15 protein-coding genes are annotated in these 21,340 nt (G+C 56.1%); 4 read left to right on the forward strand and 11 right to left on the reverse strand.

Going from position 1 to position 21,340, the window contains the following annotated elements; all coding sequences use genetic code 11:
* Positions 1–23 precede the first annotated feature (23 nt).
* Positions 24–2,414: a glucose/quinate/shikimate family membrane-bound PQQ-dependent dehydrogenase gene (locus CWM52_RS01860; protein ID WP_100682529.1), complete on the forward strand. Its 2,391-nt coding sequence runs from the start codon at positions 24–26 to the stop codon at positions 2,412–2,414.
* A 91-nt stretch (positions 2,415–2,505) separates the two neighbouring features.
* On the opposite strand, the gene cueO is transcribed toward CWM52_RS01860, so the two are convergent.
* Positions 2,506–4,131: a multicopper oxidase CueO gene (gene cueO / locus CWM52_RS01865; protein ID WP_100682530.1), complete on the reverse strand. Its 1,626-nt coding sequence runs from the start codon at positions 4,129–4,131 to the stop codon at positions 2,506–2,508.
* A 146-nt stretch (positions 4,132–4,277) separates the two neighbouring features.
* On the opposite strand from cueO, the gene CWM52_RS01870 reads away from it, so the two are divergent.
* The 3 genes from CWM52_RS01870 (at position 4,278) to speD (ending at position 6,499) form a co-directional block, all read left to right on the forward strand.
* Positions 4,278–4,625 (forward strand): YacC family pilotin-like protein, encoded by a 348-nt coding sequence (locus tag CWM52_RS01870; protein WP_015585138.1) that lies wholly within the window; start codon positions 4,278–4,280, stop codon positions 4,623–4,625.
* A gap of 195 nt (positions 4,626–4,820) precedes the next feature.
* Positions 4,821–5,690 (forward strand): polyamine aminopropyltransferase, encoded by an 870-nt coding sequence (gene speE / locus CWM52_RS01875; protein ID WP_100682531.1) that lies wholly within the window; start codon positions 4,821–4,823, stop codon positions 5,688–5,690.
* A gap of 14 nt (positions 5,691–5,704) precedes the next feature.
* Positions 5,705–6,499, forward strand: coding sequence for an adenosylmethionine decarboxylase (speD, locus tag CWM52_RS01880; protein ID WP_100682532.1), 795 nt, complete (start codon positions 5,705–5,707; stop codon positions 6,497–6,499).
* A gap of 37 nt (positions 6,500–6,536) precedes the next feature.
* Here speD and CWM52_RS01885 read toward each other — a convergent pair whose 3' ends face one another.
* The 10 genes from CWM52_RS01885 to aceE all read right to left on the reverse strand — a co-directional run bounded on the left by CWM52_RS01885 (position 6,537) and on the right by aceE (position 21,100).
* Positions 6,537–7,295 carry a DeoR/GlpR family DNA-binding transcription regulator gene (locus CWM52_RS01885; protein WP_100682533.1) on the reverse strand — a complete coding sequence of 253 codons (759 nt, stop codon included), beginning with the start codon at positions 7,293–7,295 and terminating at the stop codon, positions 6,537–6,539.
* Positions 7,296–7,422: 127 nt separating this feature from the next.
* Positions 7,423–8,436, reverse strand: a complete 1,014-nt coding sequence (locus CWM52_RS01890; protein WP_100682534.1) for a D-threonate 4-phosphate dehydrogenase — start codon at positions 8,434–8,436, stop codon at positions 7,423–7,425.
* Positions 8,396–9,670, reverse strand: coding sequence for a D-threonate kinase (dtnK, locus tag CWM52_RS01895; RefSeq protein ID WP_100682535.1), 1,275 nt, complete (start codon positions 9,668–9,670; stop codon positions 8,396–8,398). Before dtnK ends, CWM52_RS01890 begins: the two co-directional genes overlap by 41 nt.
* Positions 9,670–10,629 (reverse strand): 2-keto-3-deoxygluconate permease, encoded by a 960-nt coding sequence (locus CWM52_RS01900; RefSeq protein ID WP_100682536.1) that lies wholly within the window; start codon positions 10,627–10,629, stop codon positions 9,670–9,672. The genes dtnK and CWM52_RS01900 overlap by 1 nt, the downstream gene beginning before the upstream one ends.
* Before the next feature lie 174 nt (positions 10,630–10,803).
* On the reverse strand, positions 10,804–11,166 hold the full coding sequence (yacL, locus tag CWM52_RS01905; RefSeq protein WP_100682537.1) for a protein YacL: 363 nt from the start codon (positions 11,164–11,166) through the stop codon (positions 10,804–10,806).
* Between the two features lie 185 nt (positions 11,167–11,351).
* Entirely contained in the window at positions 11,352–13,949 is a 2,598-nt protein-coding gene (gene acnB / locus CWM52_RS01910; RefSeq protein WP_100682538.1) for a bifunctional aconitate hydratase 2/2-methylisocitrate dehydratase, read from the reverse strand.
* A 369-nt stretch (positions 13,950–14,318) separates the two neighbouring features.
* Entirely contained in the window at positions 14,319–14,603 is a 285-nt protein-coding gene (locus tag CWM52_RS01915; protein ID WP_100682539.1) for a hypothetical protein, read from the reverse strand.
* A gap of 163 nt (positions 14,604–14,766) precedes the next feature.
* A complete protein-coding gene (gene lpdA / locus CWM52_RS01920) occupies positions 14,767–16,191 on the reverse strand; it encodes a dihydrolipoyl dehydrogenase (RefSeq protein ID WP_100682540.1) in 1,425 nt (474 codons plus the stop codon).
* Positions 16,192–16,523: 332 nt separating this feature from the next.
* The gene (gene aceF / locus CWM52_RS01930; RefSeq protein ID WP_100682542.1) at positions 16,524–18,422 is read right to left on the reverse strand and encodes a pyruvate dehydrogenase complex dihydrolipoyllysine-residue acetyltransferase; all 1,899 of its coding nucleotides are present in this window, start codon (positions 18,420–18,422) and stop codon (positions 16,524–16,526) included.
* Positions 18,423–18,436: 14 nt separating this feature from the next.
* Positions 18,437–21,100, reverse strand: coding sequence for a pyruvate dehydrogenase (acetyl-transferring), homodimeric type (gene aceE / locus CWM52_RS01935; RefSeq protein ID WP_100682543.1), 2,664 nt, complete (start codon positions 21,098–21,100; stop codon positions 18,437–18,439).
* Positions 21,101–21,340 lie beyond the last annotated feature (240 nt).

Genomic DNA, 21,340 nt, shown 5'->3' on the forward strand with positions numbered 1-21,340 from the left:
AACAAACAACCGAGTGTCTTTCTATGGCAGAAACAAAGTCTCAACAATCACGGCTTCTCGTGACGCTGACAGCTCTCTTTGCAGCGTTCTGCGGCCTGTATCTTCTTATTGGCGGGGTATGGCTGGCGGCTCTTGGCGGCTCCTGGTACTACCCTATTGCTGGCCTGGTCATGCTGGCCGTCACCGTGATGCTGTTACAGGGCAAACGCGCAGCGCTCTGGCTGTATGCTGCGCTGCTTCTCGCCACCATGATCTGGGGCGTCTGGGAAGTCGGCTTTGACTTCTGGGCGCTTACGCCGCGTAGCGATATCCTGGTCTTCTTCGGCATCTGGCTTATTTTGCCTTTTGTCTGGCGTCGTCTGCCGATCCCATCGGGCGGCGCGGTCGCCGGTCTGGTCGTTGCCCTGCTGATCAGCGGTGGTATCCTGACCTGGGCCGGTTTTAATGACCCGCAGGAAGTGAACGGCACCCTGAATGCCGATGCGACGCCTGCGGCGCCGATCTCCGCGGTTGCCGATAGCGACTGGCCGGCGTATGGCCGTAATCAGGAAGGTCAGCGTTATTCGCCGCTGAAGCAAATCAATGCCGATAACGTGAAAAACCTGAAGGAAGCCTGGGTGTTCCGCACCGGCGACCTGAAGCAGCCGAACGATCCGGGTGAAATCACCAACGAAGTGACGCCAATTAAAGTGGGGAACATGCTGTACCTGTGTACCGCCCACCAGCGTCTGTTTGCTCTTGATGCGGCTACCGGGAAAGAAAAATGGCACTTTGACCCGCAGCTGAACGCGGATCCGTCCTTCCAGCACGTCACCTGTCGCGGCGTCTCTTATCACGAAGCGAAAGCAGACAAGGCGCCGGCAGACGTCGTCGCCAACTGTCCGCGCCGGATTATCCTGCCGGTCAACGATGGTCGCCTGTTCGCGATTAACGCCGACAACGGCCAGCTGTGCGAATCCTTTGCCAACAAAGGTATTCTCAATCTGCAGACCAATATGCCGGTCACCACGCCGGGGATGTATGAACCAACGTCTCCGCCGATCGTGACCGATACCACCATTATCATTGCCGGCGCCGTGACCGATAACTTCTCGACGCGCGAACCGTCGGGCGTTATTCGCGGCTTTGACGTCAACACCGGTAAACTGCTGTGGGTCTTCGATCCGGGCGCGAAAGATCCGAACGCCATTCCGGATGATCAACATCATTTCACGCTGAACTCCCCGAACTCCTGGGCGCCTGCGGCCTATGATGCGAAGCTGGACCTCGTGTACCTGCCGATGGGCGTGACCACGCCGGATATCTGGGGCGGTAACCGTACGCCGGAACAGGAACGCTACGCCAGCTCTATCGTGGCGCTGAACGCGACCACCGGTAAACTGGCATGGAGCTATCAGACCGTTCACCACGATCTGTGGGACATGGATATGCCGTCTCAGCCTACGCTGGCGGATATCGACGTTAACGGTAAAACTGTTCCGGTCATCTACGCACCGGCCAAAACCGGTAATATCTTCGTTCTCGACCGTCGTAACGGCGAACTGGTTGTCCCGGCACCGGAAAAACCGGTTCCTCAGGGCGCAGCGAAAGGCGATTATGTCTCGAAAACTCAGCCATTCTCCGACCTGAGCTTCCGTCCGAAGAAAGATTTGACCGGCGCGGATATGTGGGGCGCCACCATGTTCGATCAGCTGGTGTGCCGCGTTATCTTCCACCAGCTGCGTTATGAAGGCATCTTCACCCCGCCGTCAGAACAAGGCACGCTGGTCTTCCCGGGTAACCTGGGAATGTTTGAATGGGGCGGGATTTCCGTTGATCCGAACCGTCAGGTGGCCATCGCCAACCCAATGGCGCTGCCGTTTGTATCGAAACTGATCCCACGCGGCCCGGGCAACCCGATGGAGCCGCCAAAAGACGCGAAAGGTTCCGGTACCGAATCCGGCATCCAGCCGCAGTATGGCGTACCGTTCGGCGTGACCCTCAACGCCTTCCTGTCGCCGTTTGGCCTGCCGTGCAAACAGCCGGCCTGGGGTTACATCTCCGCGCTGGATCTGAAAACCAACGAAGTGGTATGGAAAAAACGTATCGGTACGCCGCAGGATAGCCTGCCGTTCCCGATGCCGGTCCAGCTGCCGTTTAACCTCGGTATGCCGATGCTTGGTGGCCCAATCTCCACCGCGGGCAACGTGCTGTTTATTGGCGCTACCGCCGATAACTACCTGCGTGCCTACAACATGAGCAACGGGGAAAAACTGTGGCAGGCCCGTCTGCCGGCAGGCGGCCAGGCGACGCCGATGACCTATGAAGTAAATGGCAAACAGTATGTGGTCATCGCCGCAGGCGGCCACGGCTCGTTTGGCACGAAGATGGGTGACTATATCGTCGCCTATGCGCTGCCTGATGAGGCGCAATAAGCCCAGGTAAAAACGCAGTAACAAAACAGAAGGCCCGGTGAACACCGGGCCTCTCTATTATGCGGGCAGAATATCCCCGGCGGGGAAAAACCTACACCGTAAAGCCGAGCATCATGCCGGTATCTTCATGTTCCAGCAGGTGGCAGTGCGCCATATAAGCATGCGTTTTCGACGCCCCGTGATCGAACTTCACCAACACTTCACTAACGCCCCCCTCAACCCGGACGGTATCTTTCCAGCCTGAACGATGCGCGGCAGGCGCAGCGCCATTTTCCGACAGAATACGGAACTGGGTGCCGTGAATATGGAACGGGTGCAGCATCATGTCGCCTTTGCCGGAAATCACCCAGCGCTCAAACTGCCCTTTCGCCGCGGCGAACAGCGGGGTATTCATATCAAAGGCCTGGCCATTGATCCGGTTAGCATTATGGAAATCGAAACCGTCGGCACCGTGGTTCATCTGTCCCATGCCGCCGTGGTTCATGTTCCCCATATCGCCATGATTCATCTGCCCCTTGGCGCTCATATTGCCCATCATGCCGTGACCCATATTGCCGTGATCCATCATGCTACCATGGTTCATGCCGGACATCGCCTGATCACCATATTTTTGCATCAGCGCCTGCATTCCCATCATATCCAGCATCGGATCCATCGACAGCTGGAGCGTGCGCTGTGTCAGCCCCTCCAGCGACGGCAGCGCCGGCATACTGACCAAAGAATCCGGCAGGGTACCGGATGCCTGGATAGTCAGCGGCTGGATGCGCAGGACCGGCTGCGGGGTGTCGAACGGCGCGATCGCCATCCCCATTTGACTCACCGGCAAGGTGAGCAGATCGAAAGCTTTACCGTCGCGGGTATCCACCAGCACTTCAAAGCGCTCCCCCATTAACACCAGCAGCTCGCTGACCTTCACCGGTTCGGCAAGCAGTCCGCCGTCGCTGGCGATAACGTACATCGGCCGGTTATCGCTGGTGGCGAAATTCAGCGAGCGGGCGTTACAGCCGTTCAGTAAACGTAAGCGCAGCCAGCCGCGCGGCGCGGCATGTTCAGGGTAGAGCGCCCCGTTTGCCAGCAAGGTATCGCCAAACCAGCCGACCGCCGCGCTCATCATGTCGAGCTGATAATCAATCTCGCCGGCGGCAGTAAAACGCTTATCCTGCACAATCAGCGGTACATCATCGATCCCCCACTGCCTGGGCAACAGCAACCGCTCGCTTTCCTCATCAGAAATCAGCACCAGCCCCGCCAGCCCCATCGCCACCTGACGACCGGTTTTTCCATGCTGGTGCGGGTGGAACCAGCAGGTGGCGGCCCGCTGGCTGGGAGTAAAGTTCACGCTGCGGGAGGCGCCTGGCGCGATGATCCCCTGCGGACCGCCGTCGACCTCACCCGGCACCTCCAGCCCATGCCAGTGTACGGTGGTCTCTTCGGCCAGGCGGTTATGGATATCCACGGTCACCGCCTCCCCTTTTTTGAGCTTCAGCGCTGGCCCCAGCAGATTGCCGTTATAGCCCCAGGTGGTCGCCTGATGCGGACCAAACTGCGTTTTTCCGGCCTGGATCGTTAATGTGATGCGATTACGTGCGTCGGCGGTCAGAAGATCGGGCACCGGCAGAACCGGACGGCTGGCGGCGAAAACCGAGCGGCTCCACAGCGGCAGCGCGCTGAATACGCTGGCCGCCGCGGTTAATTTGATAAATTCACGACGTTGCATTTTCACATCCTTTTTATTCTGCTGGTGAACTTTTGAGCTTAAACCTTCCACCAGCAGGAAGGTCAAGCAGAAGAGTAAGAATAAAGCTCTACGTAGTGTAAAGAAGTATGCTAACGTTGAGCGTCCGTGATCCAATGGTAGAGAAAATGAAGACGCTTTTCAGAACAATAGTGCTCGGCAGCCTGCTTGCTCTATCCGCCAATAGCTATGCGTTAAGTGAGTCCGAAGCGGAAGATATGGCTGATTTAACGGCGGTATTTGTCTTTCTGAAAAACGACTGCGGTTACCAGAATCTGCCGAATACCCAAATTCGTCGCGCGCTGGTCTTTTTTGCTCAACAGAACCAATGGGATCTGAGCAACTACGACAGCTTCAATATGAAGGCGCTCGGTGAAGACAGCTACCGCGACCTCAGCGGTATCAAAATCCCCACGACGAAAAAATGCAAGGCGTTGGCCCGCGATTCGCTGAGCCTGCTCGCTTACGTGAAATAGTCCACCCGCCGGGCCCGAACACAATCCCGCCGCCTGTATAAGGTGGCATGGTCTTCCCGTCCCGCCATTCCTGCCATGCAGCCTGCCGCCATGCGAACGGCTGAAATATCCACCGTGCATCATCATCCAGAGTTGGCTATGATGTTGCGCTCGTTTTTCGAGCGTACCGGATGTTCACAATGGAGGAACCCGCCTGTGGCTGATAACAATCTGTGGCATGAAACGCTGCACGACCATTTTGGTCAGTATTTTGCGGTTGATAAGGTGCTGTATCACGAAAAGACCGATCACCAGGATTTGATCATTTTTGAGAATGCAGCCTTTGGCCGCGTGATGGCGCTGGACGGGGTGGTACAAACCAGCGAACGCGATGAGTTTATCTATCATGAGATGATGACCCATGTCCCGCTGATGGCCCACGGCCAGGCGAAACATGTGCTGATCATCGGCGGCGGTGACGGCGCGATGCTGCGAGAAGTGTCTCGTCACAGCACCATCGAAACCATCACCATGGTCGAAATCGACGCTGGCGTGGTCTCATTCTGCCGCCAGTATCTGCCAAATCATAACGCGGGCGCTTATGACGATCCGCGCTTTACGCTGGTGATTGACGATGGCGTCAATTTTGTTAACCAGACCACGCAAACGTTTGATGTGATAATTTCCGACTGCACCGACCCTATCGGTCCCGGCGAGAGCCTGTTCACCTCAGCCTTTTACGAAGGCTGCAAGCGTTGCCTGAACCCCGGCGGCATTTTTGTCGCCCAGAACGGCGTCTGCTTCCTGCAACAGGATGAAGCGATCGACAGCCACCGCAAACTCGGCCACTATTTCAGCGATGTCAGCTTCTATCAGGCCGCGATTCCGACCTACTATGGCGGCATTATGACCTTCGCGTGGGCGACCGATAATGATGCCCTGCGCGACCTGTCCAATGAAATTATCCAGGCGCGTTTTCACAAAGCGAACCTGAAGTGCCGTTACTATAATCCGGCCATTCACAAGGCGGCCTTTGCCCTACCGCAATATTTACAGGATGCGCTGTCCGCCAGCGATCCTCAGTAAGGGGGTGAACTAAATTGAAAAAACTGAAGCTGCACGGCTTTAACAACCTGACCAAGAGCCTGAGTTTTTGTATTTACGATATCTGCTACGCCAAAACGGCAGAGGAGCGCGATGGCTACATCGCCTATATCGATGAACTCTATAACGCCAACCGTCTGACCGAGATTTTGTCAGAGACCTGCTCGATCATCGGTGCCAACATTCTGAACATTGCCCGCCAGGATTATGAACCTCAGGGGGCCAGCGTCACGATTCTGGTCAGTGAAGAACCGGTTGATCCGCAGCTTATCGACCAGACCGAACGCCCGGGCCCGCTCCCGGAAGCCGTCGTCGCCCATCTCGACAAGAGCCATATTTGCGTGCACACCTACCCGGAAAGCCATCCCGAGGGCGGGCTGTGCACCTTCCGTGCCGATATCGAAGTCTCCACCTGTGGGGTTATTTCACCGCTTAATGCGTTGAATTATCTCATCCATCAGCTGGAATCTGACATTGTCACTATTGATTATCGCGTCCGCGGTTTTACCCGTGATATCAATGGCATGAAGCACTTTATTGACCATGAAATCAATTCCATTCAGAACTTTATGTCCGAGGACATCAAAGCGCTGTATGACATGGTGGACGTCAACGTCTATCAGGAAAATATCTTCCACACCAAAATGCTGCTGAAAGAGTTCGATCTGAAGCACTACATGTTCCACACCAGGCCCGAAGACCTCAGCGCAGAAGAGCGCAAGTCCATCACCAGTCTACTGTGGAAAGAGATGCGAGAAATTTACTACGCCCGCAACATTCCGCATATCTGAGAAACGCAGACAGGGCTACGGCAGTGGCCCTGTCTGGTTATGCCAGGTGAAGCCGGCAAGGCAGGTTGGCGAGCGCCTCCTGCGCCTGGGTCGTCAGGCCGCGATCGGTGACGATATCCGTCAGACTGGCAAGCGGGGTGACGCAAAACAGCGACCAGGAGCCATATTTGCTGCTGTCCGCTAACAGCACCCGGCGGCTCGCATTCAGCGCCAGATCCTGCTTGAGCCCCGCCTTCTCTTCCGTCGGCGTGGTAATCCCCTTCTCCAGACTCCATGAATTACAGCTAATAAATGCGATATCCGGGTAGATACCGCGCAGCAGTTTACGACCGTGATCGCCAATGCATGACTGGCTGCTGTCATCGATGCGACCGCCGATGATGGTCACCTCGATCTGCTTAAACTCCGAGAGAAACAGGGCGATGCGTAAATCGGAGGTAATTACGCGCAGCGGCAGCGAAGTCAGGTTACGCGCCAGCTCCAGCATCGTCGTCCCGGCATCCAGCACAACCGAATCGCCGGCTTTAATCATCGACAGGGCCAGTTGGGCAATCGCACTCTTTTCCTGGGGATGCAGCAGCTGCTTTTCATTGGTCGTCGGCTGGGCCGGGATAAAGCGGTTAAGCGCCACGCCGCCGTGGCTGCGATTAATCACGCCCTGCTCATCCAGCTTAATCAGATCGCGACGTATGGTCGCGGGCGAAGCGTCAATAGCGGTAACCAGTTGTTCAACGGTGACCAGATTATGGCCTTTCAGATAGTCCAGAATCTGGTCTAAGCGATTTTGTGACTTCATATCCCTTTCATCTTTCACGTTGTAAGCCGACAGCCACGCCAGCGCTTAACCGGCGCGGGTAACCGCCTCAGGCACTGCGGACTGCCGCCTTGTGCAACCTGAATGAATCCGGATAACAGTCTATAAATTAAGCAAGCTGAGCGGCTAGCTGGATAGAAATCGCCATGCTCTCAGACTTAGCTTTACCTGTCCAGGCAATATCAAACGCGGTGCCATGATCCGCTGAGGTGCGGATAAACGGCAGCCCGGCGGTGATATTGACGCCATCATAGAAGCCAAGCAGCTTCAACGGAATATGCCCCTGGTCGTGATACATCGCCACCACCATATCGTACTGCCCTTCCCAGGCCTGCAGAAAGACGGTATCCGGCGGGCAAGGGCCATAAACGGCCACGCCCTGCTGCTGCATCTGCGCAATCGCCGGGCCGACAATGTTGATCTCCTCATCGCCAAAAAGACCGTTTTCACCAGCATGAGGATTAACGCCGGCGACCGCGATACGCGGGGAACTGAACCCCACGCGCCGTAAGAAAGTGTCGGCAAGCGAGATAACCGTTTTAATACGCTCGCCGTTCAGCGTATCGAGAAACTTACGCAGCGCAATATGCGTCGAAACGTGTATGACCTTCAGCTTGTCGGTATACAGCACCATCGCATAATCGCGGCTGTCCGTCAGGCGGGCCAGCAGTTCGGTATGACCCGGATACATGTGCCCCGCCAGATGAAGCGCCTCTTTATTCAGCGGCGCGGTCGCAATGGCGGAAACCTCTCCCGCCAGCGCCATTTCGGTGGCCCGCTTAACGCAGCGGTACGCCAGATCGCCAGCCTGAGCCTGCACCTTTCCCGGTATAAGCCTGGCCGGGTCTTTCAGCGGTTCGTCAATGACGTTAACGATCCCCGGCGCAAAGCGCGCCTGGGAAACCTGCTTGATCGGACGTAATTCTACGGGCGGCGTGACGCCGGACGCCTGCAGACGCTGTAGCGTCTGTAAACATCCCACCACCACTGCCGGCGTGCCGGAAAGCGCGCCTTCGGCCAGAGATTTGATAATGATTTCGGGCCCGATGCCTGCCGGGTCGCCCATCGTGACGGCAATTACGTTATTTGTCACTGTACAGCTCCTCAATAAAATAAAGTGCATCCCGAAGCGTGGCTTCGCCGCCAAATCCACCGGCTTTGGTGATCACCGGCAGATCGTCAATTTCGCTGTTCACCAACGTTCCGCAGGGCACGCAGGGCGCCACTTCGCTGGCGATACGATAGCCTTCAGCCCCGAGCGCTCTCGCCACGGCGATGGCAATATCTCCGCCCGTGAGGAACAGCCCCCCGATTTGCGCCCGGTTGATGACGGCGAGCGTGATACCGCCTAGTGCTGAGCTAATGCAGTCTCCGAGCTGCTGGCGTGAAAGCTGGTAGCGTTCGCACAGCGTCTCAATCATCCCGCGCGCATCGGCGTCGCGGCAGGTTCTCAGCACACAATGCTGACGGTCGCGCAAAATGGCGCTGGCCTGGCGGACTATCTTTTCCTTTATGCTATCGCTGTCCGTTTGTAGCAGCGCCTCAACATCAATATCGACAATCCCCAGCGCCCTCTCTTTCGCCGCAAACACAATCTGCTGCCGGGTTGCCTCACTCATCGAACCGGCAACCACCAGCACCGGCAGCTGCAGCCGTGGACTGAGGTAACACTCTGCCGGCAGCGCGTTAGCAAAACCCGCTGCGCCAACGAGTAAGTAACGCTGGTTAAGCCCGGCCACCGCCTGCGCCAGCAGAGCCAAATCGCCATCGTTTTCGGCATCAACGACCACAATCCCGCCGTCGCTCTCGCCGATACGCTGGAGTTCGGCGCCTGAGCCACCGCCACGTACCGTCGCCAGATCCAGCTCATAAACCGGACAGGTGGTCTGCAATTCAAGCAATGTCTTGATATGGGAAGAGATAATCGGTGTTTTGGGATCGCTGGCAAATTCTGTTTCGACGAGCGGTACGCCATGCACCAGACATTGCCCGTTCCTCGTCACCCGCCCCGCCGCGGGAATCGCTGCCGCCACGATGGCCAGCCTGGCACCACTGGCCTGCATTGCCGCCTCGACCTCCGCGCCGACGTTACCGCGGAACGTCGAATCTATCTTTTTGTATACCAGCGGTGGATTGCCCCGCTCGCAAAACCAGGGCGCGACGACCGCGCCCACCTTCTCTGCCGCCTGAGCCGGCTCCAACGCCCTGCTTTCGGTATTTATCACCAGCACATCAGCCTGACGTGACGCTTGCTGCCGCTCATTGAACATGACCTCAGTACGCGCGCCCTTTTTGGCCAGCTGGACTCCTGTATCATTTGCTCCGGTAAAATCATCTGCGATAACAATCATCTTCATTATGGTTTCTCCCCGAGGACTACCTTCGCCTGCTGCTGGTTACGTTTCGCCACCCACGACGTCAGCGCTGGCGTTAAGAGGGCGGTCACAATCACCGACGTGGCCACCAGCGGCGTTGCCACCGCCACGATCTCGCCCAGCGCAGGATCCGCCTGGGCAATGGCCATCGGCGTGGCAACGGCGTTACCCGCGGTGCTGGAAGCCGCTGCGCCGGCAATACCAGTGCCGCCCAGCAGACGATCGACTTTAATATTGAAGAAACCGCCTACCAGAGTGGTCAGCACGCCCAGCAGGATCCCGGCAAGCCCGCCCTTCAGCAGCATGGACAGGTCGATTCCGGCGCCTAGCGCAAAAGCAAAGAACGGGATCAGCAGCGGGCCGCCTTTCGTGAGGAATTCACGCATCTGCACATCCAGATTGCCGAGCAGCATGCCGATAAGCATGGGGATCAGCACCACCACGATCGACATCAGCGGAATATTAGCCATACCCGCCGCGCCCAGAGCGATCATCGTCAGTATCGGGCCGTCGCTCAGCGACATCAGCGGCGTAGCTCCCACCTCATTCTCGCTGCCAAACTCGCCGGCCAGTGCGGCATACAGGCCGCCATTCGTGTTGCTCATCGCGGCAATAATGGCGACGGAGGAGAGCCCCCACAGACCGTCGACGCCAAAAAACGTCTCGACGGTAAATCCAAGCGCCACCGCCACAACAAATTTAGTGAAGGTAATACCGCCGCCAATCAACAGAGATTTAGGGGCGGCTTTTATATGGATACCCGCCCCCATGCAGAGTAAAAACGCCCCGATAAGCGGCGCGGCGCCGTTCTTAAATAATGCCGTGGTAAAGCCCCCGACCTGCAGCGCCTCGGGGGCGAAAGTATTGAGCATAGCCCCCAGCACAAGCGGGACGACCATCATCCCTCCCGGGATTTTTTCTATTGTCGCTTTAATTTTCACATCGCCCTCCTGGTTGATTTAATGCAATCACAAATGATTATAATAAATCAAATAAAAGAAAGATAAGGCTCAGATCGCAGTTCGAGGCCAATATTAAGCCGTTTAATGATTATTTGATTAAATGTAATCAAGAAGGGTAGTGCGGGCAGCGCCTGAAAGAGCGCTGCCGGGGAGTTAGCGGTCTTGTAAGAAGCGACGGTAGGCGGCAACGACCTGTAAAAAATCCTCAACGCCGCACAAAGAGAGGCTTTCTTCGTCGTAGTAGCTCATGCCCTCTTCTATTTCATCACCTGAAATCTCCAGCTGGTTGGCGCGAATCATCACCTCTTCGCCATCCAGCCATAGCGTGTATTCATGTCCGGCACGCTGCCAGGAACGCTCGCTGCCTTGTACGGTACGCGCGGCCTGTTCCACTTCGTCCAGCAGGGCGAGGTTATCTTTCACCTCTTCGTTAAACCAGTGCCCTACCACCTCGTGGCCCATCGACATTCGCACCTTTACCACTCCGGTAATATCGCGCAGAAATTCGTAATCCATAGTGTCTTCCTCTGCAAGGGCAATGCGTCACCGCTACATTGTACCCATAGGGTAATTATCGCAGTACCGGGGAAGAAAAAAAGCCGGGCGGATGAAGGATTGGAAATAAAAATGCCCGGTGATGCAATGTTCACCGGGCATAGGAGAGTTTACAGGCAATTCGTCAGGCGAGCTGACGCCTCACCTTAGACCGCCGTCTGGAAAATAACCCCATCAGCTTTATCAGTATACTGTTCCAGCTGGTTGAAGTTCAGATAACGGTAAGTGTCCGCCGCGGTCTGATCCACCTTCGCGACGAAGGTCTGGTACTCTTCCGGCGTCGGCAGTTTGCCGAGCAGAGAAGCGACCGCAGCCAGTTCCGCAGAGGCCAGATAAACGTTAGCGCCGGTCCCTAAACGGTTCGGGAAGTTACGGGTCGAAGTGGACACCACCGTCGCACCGTCCGCCACGCGCGCCTGGTTACCCATACACAGGGAACAGCCAGGGATTTCGATACGCGCACCGCTCTTACCAAACACGCTGTAGTAGCCTTCTTCCGTCAGCTGCGCCGCATCCATACGGGTTGGCGGAGCCACCCACAGACGAGTCGGCAGCTGGCCTTTATGGCTGTCCAGCAGTTTACCCGCCGCACGGAAGTGACCGATGTTGGTCATGCAGGAACCGATGAACACTTCGTCGATCTTCTCACCCTGCACGTCGGACAGCAGACGCGCATCGTCCGGATCGTTCGGCGCACACAGAATAGGCTCTTTGATATCCGCCAGATCGATGTCGATCACCGCCGCGTATTCCGCGTCAGCGTCGGCTTCCAGCAACTGCGGATCCGCCAGCCATTTTTCCATCCCCTGGATACGACGTTCCAGGGTGCGACGATCGCCGTAGCCTTCTGCAATCATCCACTTCAGCAGGACGATGTTGGAGTTGAGATACTCAACGATCGGTTCCTGATTCAGCTTAATGGTACAGCCAGCAGCAGAACGTTCTGCGGAAGCATCGGTCAGCTCAAACGCCTGCTCCACCTTCAGATCCGGCAGACCTTCGATTTCCAGGATGCGGCCAGAGAAGATGTTTTTCTTCCCTTTCTTCTCAACGGTCAGCAGACCCTGCTTAATCGCGTACAGCGGGATCGCATGGACCAGGTCGCGCAGGGTGATCCCCGGCTGCATCTTGCCTTTGAAGCGAACCAGCACGGATTCCGGCATATCCAGCGGCATCACGCCGGTCGCGGCGGCAAAGGCCACCAGACCAGAGCCCGCCGGGAAAGAGATACCAATCGGGAAACGGGTATGGGAGTCACCGCCGGTACCGACGGTATCCGGCAGCAGCATACGGTTCAGCCACGAGTGGATAACGCCATCGCCCGGACGCAGGGAAACACCGCCACGGTTCATAATGAAGTCTGGCAGCGTATGGTGAGTGGTGACGTCAACCGGCTTCGGATAGGCCGCAGTGTGACAGAAGGACTGCATCACCAGGTCGGCGGAGAAACCAAGGCACGCCAGGTCTTTCAGTTCATCACGGGTCATCGGACCGGTGGTGTCCTGGGAGCCCACTGAAGTCATCTTCGGTTCGCAGTAAGCGCCCGGACGAATACCGGCTACGCCGCAGGCGCGACCGACCATTTTCTGCGCCAGCGAGTAGCCGCGGCTGCTTTCTGCTACGTCTTTTGCCTGACGGAAAACGTCGCTGTGCGGCAGCCCCAGCGCTTCACGCGCTTTGGTGGTCAGGCCGCGACCGATGATCAGCGGAATACGGCCGCCGGCGCGGACTTCATCAACCAGCACATCGGTTTTCAGCCCGAAGCTTGCCAGCAGTTCGTTGGTTTCGTGGTTACGCACTTCGCCTTTGAACGGGTAAACGTCAATCACGTCACCCATATTCAGGTTGCTCACGTCCACTTCAATTGGCAGCGCACCCGCATCTTCCATGGTATTGAAGAAAATCGGTGCGATTTTGCCGCCCAGGCACAGGCCGCCGCCGCGCTTGTTCGGCACGTTCGGAATATCGTCGCCCATAAACCACAGCACCGAGTTGGTGGCGGATTTACGCGAAGAACCGGTACCCACCACGTCACCGACGTAGGCCAGCGGGAAACCTTTTTGCTGAAGCGCTTCAATTTGCTTGATCGGGCCCACGGAACCCGGCTGATCCGGTTCGATACCTTCGCGGGCATTTTTCAGCATCGCCAGCGCGTGCAGCGGGATATCCGGGCGGGACCAGGCATCCGGCGCCGGAGAGAGATCATCGGTGTTGGTTTCGCCGGTCACTTTGAAGACGGTGACGGTGATTTTCTCAGCCAGCGGCGGACGGTTCAGGAACCACTCGGCGTCAGCCCACGATTTCATCACCTGTTTAGCGTACTCGTTACCCGCTTTGGCTTTCTCTTCGACGTCGTAGAAGTTATCGAACATCAGCAGGGTATGGGACAGCGCTTTGGCGGCGATCGGCGCCAGTTTAGCCTCGTCCAGCGCATCAATCAGCGGGTGAATGTTGTAACCGCCCTGCATGGTGCCCAGCAGTTCAACGGCTTTTTCAGGGGTAACCAGTGGGGAAGTTGCTTCGCCTTTGGCGACAGCGGCAAGGAATCCGGCTTTAACATAGGCGGCTTCGTCGACACCCGGCGGTACACGGTTGATTAACAGGTCTAACAGGAATTCTTCTTCACCCGCAGGCGGGTTCTTCAGCAGTTCTACCAGCGCGGCCATTTGGGTTGCATCTAAGGATTTGGCAACAATCCCAACGGCTGCACGCTCAGCTACGTGCTTACGGTATTCTTCTAGCACGACGGTTCTCCTCGCTCTCATTGTAAAATGCGGTAGGCGATTCTCTTCACGCTCCTGTGAGACAGCAGTTTGTAGGGTAAATGCCCGATACCGCGTCGGCAGCATAGCAGGATTTCGGCGAGGTGTTAATCTGTTTACAAAAAAGCAACATTAAAATTTAGCTGAATCGTTAAGGGCAGGATTTTACAGGCTTTAGGTACATTTCCCGGGATATAAATTTCAGGCCGCTGCCGACGGCTGACCAGGATTCCGGCAAAAATCAGCCGCTTCATCCCCTCGTACGGCTGGCACGCCCTTGCAGGAGAAAAGGCATAAAAACATGCCCGGCGCCTCGTCCTGCGCCGGACATCTGAGACGCTGAAACAGTGTTTAGCCCTGATGCGGCATCAGCTGCGGATAGCCGCTGAAGGCCGGCTTGCTGCTGCTTAATGCCGCCTCATCCTGGTGAATACTGCCAGAGTTCGCCGCCCACACGCCTTCCGGGGTTTTGCTGATCGCCTGATGCTGTGCATTCAGGTTCTGCCCCATGGCGGCGATATGGGTATTTTCCGTGCCGCCGCTGTTGTCGGCCCACGGAATGGCAGGATCTGCGGCGCAAGCCGCCCCAGAAGCCAGGGTGGCGGCTAACAGGGCTGTTGTTAAAACGAGTTTCATGACACACCTCACCATATAGTTAACCACCTATAAGTTTATGACGTAATTATTACCAGGATATCTATAAGGTGTGGCGATTTATTAACGCAGACACAGTTCTGAACATCGAGCATAAAAAAAGCGGCTCTCAGAGCCGCTTTTGCATTTTGCCGGAAAGAAAAACTTACTTTTTCTTCGCTTTCGGGTTCGGCAGATCGGTGATGCTACCTTCGAAGACTTCTGCCGCCAGGCCAACGGACTCGTGCAGAGTCGGGTGGGCGTGGATGGTCAGCGCGATGTCTTCTGCGTCACAACCCATTTCGATAGCCAGACCGATTTCACCCAGCAGCTCGCCGCCGTTGGTGCCGACAATCGCGCCGCCGATAACACGGTGGCTCTCTTTGTCGAAGATCAGTTTGGTCATACCGTCTGCGCAATCAGAAGCGATCGCACGGCCAGAGGCTGCCCACGGGAAGGTGGCAGTTTCGTAGCTGATGCCTTTCTCTTTCGCTTCTTTCTCGGTCAGACCAACCCAGGCAACTTCTGGCTCGGTGTAGGCGATGGACGGGATCACTTTCGGGTCGAAGTAGTGCTTCAGACCGGAGATAACTTCGGCGGCAACGTGACCTTCGTGAACGCCTTTGTGCGCGAGCATCGGCTGACCGACGATATCGCCGATAGCAAAGATGTGCGGCACGTTGGTACGCAGCTGCTTGTCAACGCGGATAAAGCCGCGCTCGTCAACTTCAACGCCGGCTTTGCCTGCGTCGAGGTTTTTACCGTTCGGAACGCGACCGATAGCGACCAGCACCGCGTCATAACGCTGTGCTTCCGCCGGGGCTTTTTTGCCTTCCATGGAAACATAGATACCGTCTTCTTTTGCTTCAACGGCAGTCACTTTGGTTTCCAGCATCAGGTTGAATTTCTTGCTGATGCGTTTGGTGAAGACTTTCACCACGTCTTTGTCGGCAGCCGGGATAACCTGGTCGAACATCTCAACCACATCGATCTCTGAACCCAGCGCATGGTACACGGTACCCATTTCCAGACCGATGATACCGCCACCCATAACCAGCATACGCTTCGGTACGGATTTCAGCTCCAGCGCATCGGTGGAATCCCATACGCGCGGATCTTCGTGCGGAATGAACGGCAGCTGAATCGGACGGGAACCCGCCGCGATGATCGCATTGTCGAAGTTAATCACGGTTTTACCGTTTTCGCCTTCCACTTCCAGGGTGTTAGCGCCGGTGAATTTACCCAGGCCGTTAACCACCTTCACTTTACGACCTTTGGCCATGCCAGCCAGACCACCGGTCAGCTGAGTGATGACTTTTTCTTTCCAGGTGCGGATCTTGTCAATGTCGGTTTTCGGTTCGCCGAAAACGATGCCGTGCTCGGCCAGCGCTTTCGCTTCTTCGATAACTTTAGCAACGTGCAGCAGCGCTTTAGAAGGGATACAGCCGACGTTCAGGCAAACACCGCCGAGGGTGCTGTAACGTTCTACGATGACGGTCTCCAGACCTAAATCAGCGCAACGGAAGGCAGCAGAATAGCCTGCAGGACCTGCCCCAAGTACCACGACCTGAGTTTTAATTTCAGTACTCATCATGACCTCTGTAGTTTGTATCCGGCGGGTCTGACGCTATTGTTATACACTTCATCCTTCAAGCCGCCTCTGCGTTGGCTGCGCTCGCTCACCCCGGTCACGTACCGCTTGTACGCTCCAGGGATTCACTCCCTTGCCGCCTTGACGCAACTCGAATTATTTTGTGTAAATTACGCCCATGTCCACCGGGACGTTCTATCCGCCTGCATTTTACAAAATTGTTAACAATTTTGAAACAACAAACGGCAAACGATTTTGTCCTTTGTTGCTGATAACCCCGAAACGAAAACAAGATTACCAGAAAAAAGCCGGCCGTCAGGCCGGCTTTTCGCTTACATCACCAGGCGGCGAATATCGCTCAGCATGTTGTTGATGATGGTGATAAAGCGCGCACCATCAGCACCATCGATCACGCGGTGGTCGAAGGACAGAGAGATAGGCATCATCAGACGCGGTACAAACTCTTTACCATTCCACACCGGTTCCATCGCGGATTTAGACACCCCGAGGATGGCCACTTCCGGCGCGTTGACAATCGGCGCGAAGTGGGTTGTCCCCAGGCCGCCGATGCTGGAGATGGTGAAGCAACCGCCCTGCATTTCGCCAGCCGTCAGCTTACCATCACGCGCTTTCTTAGAGATAACCGTCAGTTCGCGAGACAGCTCGGTAATGCTCTTCTTGTTCACATCTTTAAAGACCGGAACAACCAGACCATTCGGCGTATCAACCGCCACACCGATGTTGATGTATTTCTTCAGCGTCAGACGCTGTGCATCTTCGGACAGCGAGCTGTTGAAGCGCGGCATCTGCTCAAGCGCAGCGGCAACGGCTTTCATGATGAAGACCACCGGGGTGAATTTCACGTCCAGTTTGCGCTTCTCAGCTTCAGCATTCTGCTGCTTACGGAAGGCTTCCAGATCGGTGATATCGGTTTTATCGAAGTGCGTAACGTGCGGGATCATCACCCAGTTACGGCTCAGGTTCGCACCAGAGATTTTCTGGATACGGCCCAGCTCAACTTCTTCCACTTCACCAAACTTGCTGAAGTCCACTTTCGGCCACGGCAGCATGCCCGGCAGACCACCACCGGCGGCAGCGGCAGGCGCTGCTTCGGCGCGTTTCACCGCCTCTTTCACGTAAGCCTGAACGTCTTCGCGCAGGATGCGGCCTTTACGACCGGAACCTTTCACTTTCGCCAGGTTGACGCCGAATTCGCGCGCCAGACGACGAATCAGCGGCGTCGCATGAACGTAAGCGTCGTTTTCAGTGAACTCAGATTTGCCTTCCGCTTTCGCCGCAGGAGCAGCAGCCGGTTTAGCCTTCTCCGCCGGTGCAGCAGCAGGTGCCGGTGCAGCAGCCTGAGCCGGAGCGGCGGCAGGCGCAGCGCCTTCCACTTCGAAGACCATAATCAGAGAACCGGTAGAGACTTTATCGCCGGTGCTGATTTTGATTTCTTTTACCGTACCCGCGAACGGCGCCGGGACTTCCATGGAAGCCTTGTCGCCTTCAACGGTGATCAGTGACTGTTCAGCGGCAACTTTATCGCCCACTTTCACCATCACTTCGGTGACTTCGACTTCGTCACCACCGATGTCCGGAACATGAACGTCTTTCGCGCCAGCAGCAGCGGCTGGTGCCGCGGCGGCGGCCGGAGCGGCTGCCTGGGCCGGAGCCGCAGCTGGTGCTGCGCCCGCCACTTCGAAGACCATGATCAGCGACCCGGTAGAAACTTTGTCGCCGGTGTTGATTTTGATCTCTTTCACGGTGCCCGCGAACGGCGCCGGAACTTCCATAGAAGCTTTATCGCCTTCTACGGTGATCAGGGACTGTTCAGCGGCAACGGTGTCGCCCACTTTGACCATGATCTCGGTGACTTCAACTTCGTCGCCGCCGATGTCCGGTACGTGAACGTCTTTTGCCGCCGCTGCAGCAGGTGCTGCTGCCGGAGCGGCTTCTTTCTTCTCTTCTGCCTTGGCAGGTGCAGCAGCTGCTGCACCGTCGGCGGAATCGAAAATCATGATCAGTTTGCCGGTCTCGGTTTTATCGCCAACAGAGACTTTGATCTCTTTAACGATGCCTGCCTGAGGAGACGGCACTTCCATAGAGGCTTTGTCGCCTTCTACGGTGATCAGCGACTGTTCAGCTTCAACCTTGTCGCCCACTTTGACCAGGATCTCGGTGATTTCAACTTCATCAGCCCCGATGTCCGGTACTTTGATTTCGATAGCCATTATTCTTTTACCTCTTACGCCAGACGCGGGTTAACTTTTTCTGCATCGATGTTGAATTTGATGATGGCATCCGCCACCACTTTCTTATCGATTTCGCCACGTTTAGCCAGTTCGCCCAGTGCTGCTACCACCACATAAGAAGCATCGACTTCGAAGTGGTGACGCAGGTTTTCACGGCTGTCGGAACGACCGAAGCCATCAGTACCCAGCACGCGGTAGTCGTCAGCCGGTACATAAGTACGGACCTGCTCGGCGAACAGTTTCATATAGTCGGTTGATGCTACAGCCGGAGCGTCGTTCATCACCTGAGCGATGTACGGAACGCGCGGAGTTTCCAGCGGGTGCAGCATGTTCCAGCGCTCACAGTCCTGACCGTCACGGGCCAGTTCGGTGAAGGAGGTGACGGAGTACACGTCAGAGCCCACGCCGTAGTCGTTCGCCAGGATCTGCGCTGCTTCACGAACGTGACGCAGGATAGAACCGGAGCCCAGCAGCTGAACTTTACCTTTGCTACCTGCAACGGTTTCGAGTTTATAGATACCTTTACGGATACCTTCCTCGGCACCTGCTGGCATGGCCGGCATGTGGTAGTTTTCGTTCAGCGTGGTGATGTAGTAGTAAACGTTCTCTTGTTTCTCACCGTACATACGCTCCAGACCATCGTGCATGATGACCGCAACTTCGTACGCGTAAGACGGATCGTAAGAGATACAGTTCGGAATAGTCAGAGACTGAATATGGCTGTGACCATCTTCGTGCTGCAGACCTTCGCCGTTCAGCGTGGTACGACCGGAAGTCCCGCCGACCAGGAAGCCGCGAGCCTGTTGGTCGCCAGCCTGCCAGCACAGGTCGCCGATACGCTGGAACCCGAACATGGAGTAGTAGATGTAGAACGGGATCATCGGCAGGTTGTTGGTGCTGTAAGAGGTCGCAGCAGCCAGCCAGGATGCGCCGGCACCCAGTTCGTTGATCCCTTCCTGCAGGATCTGACCTTTTTCGTCTTCTTTGTAGTAAGCAACCTGCTCACGGTCCTGCGGGGTGTACTGCTGGCCGTTCGGGCTGTAAATACCAATCTGACGGAACAGGCCTTCCATACCAAAGGTACGCGCTTCATCGGCGATGATCGGCACGAGGCGGTCTTTGATGGACTTGTTCTTCAGCATCACGTTCAGGGCACGAACGAACGCGATAGTGGTAGAGATTTCTTTGTTCTGCTCTTCCAGCAGCGGAGCGAAATCTTCGAGGGTCGGCAGCTCCAGCTTCTCATCGAAGTGCGGCTGGCGGCTCGGCAGATAGCCGTGCAGTTTTTCACGCTGGGCGTGCAGATAGGTGTACTCTTCGGAACCTTCCGGGAAGGTCAGGTAAGACAGGTTTTCAACCTGCTCATCGGTTACCGGAACATTGAAGCGGTCGCGGATATGACGCACGCCGTCCATGTTCATTTTCTTCACCTGGTGAGCGATGTTTTTACCTTCAGCGGTATCGCCCATGCCATACCCTTTAATGGTATGTGCCAGGATAACGGTCGCTTTACCTTTGGTGCCCTGCGCTTTTTTCAGTGCCGCAAAGACTTTCTTCGGATCGTGGCCACCGCGGTTCAGCGCCCAGATCTGCTCGTCAGTCCAGTCAGCGACCAGCGCGGCGGTTTCCGGATATTTACCGAAGAAGTGCTCGCGGACGTACGCGCCATCTTTGGATTTGAAAGTCTGGTAGTCGCCGTCAACGGTTTCGTTCATCAGCTGAATCAGCTTGCCGCTGGTGTCTTTACGCAGCAGCTCATCCCAACGACCGCCCCAGATAACCTTGATAACGTTCCAGCCAGCACCGGCGAAGATACCTTCCAGCTCGTTAATGATTTTGCCGTTACCGGTGACCGGGCCGTCCAGACGCTGCAGGTTGCAGTTGATGACGAAGACCAGGTTATCCAGTTTTTCACGGGTCGCGATGGTGATAGCGCCTTTAGATTCCGGCTCGTCCATCTCGCCGTCGCCCAGGAAGGCGTAAACGGTTTGTTTAGAGGTGTCTTTCAGACCACGGTGTTCCAGATACTTGAGGAACTTAGCCTGGTAGATAGCACCGATTGGGCCCAGACCCATGGAAACGGTCGGGAACTGCCAGAATTCCGGCATCAGTTTCGGGTGCGGGTAAGAGGACAGACCGTTACCGTGAACTTCCTGACGGAAGTTGTTCATCTGCTCTTCAGTCAGACGACCTTCCAGGAACGCACGTGCGTATACGCCCGGGGAAATGTGGCCCTGGAAGTAAACCAGGTCGCCGCCATCCTGCTCGTTGCGCGCACGGAAGAAGTGGTTAAAGCACACTTCATAGAACGTTGCGGAGGACTGGAAAGAAGCCATGTGGCCGCCCAACTCCAGATCTTTTTTCGATGCGCGCAGAACGGTCATGATGGCGTTCCAACGAATCGCAGAACGAATTCGACGTTCCAGATCCAGATTCCCCGGATATTCCGGTTCGTCTTCAACGGCAATAGTGTTGACGTAACTGCCTGTAGATGTGCCAGCAGCAACCTTCACCCCGCCTTTGCGGGCTTCAGAAAGGAGTTGGTCAATCAGATACTGAGCACGCTCAACACCTTCTTCACGGATGACCGATTCGATCGCCTGTAGCCAGTCGCGAGTTTCGATCGGATCCACGTCATTTGGTAAACGTTCTGACATGGGGGGTATTCCTTATCTATCTAATCGTTGATTAATCTGGAACCTGTCCCATTGCACTCTTTGTTCTTCATATTTCAGGTTATCTCTTTGTTGGCTGCGCTTCCTCCCCCCGGTCACATAGTTAGCTATGCTCCCGGGGATTCACGCGCTTGCCGCCGCGATATAACCCGAACTATTTGAACAACCAAAAGCACAATAAGACAGGTTCTGCGTTTAGTTGCCGCGCTCTAAAAATGGCGC

This window comes from Raoultella sp. T31 (genome assembly GCF_002806725.1).
Lineage (GTDB): Bacteria > Pseudomonadota > Gammaproteobacteria > Enterobacterales > Enterobacteriaceae > Klebsiella > Klebsiella electrica.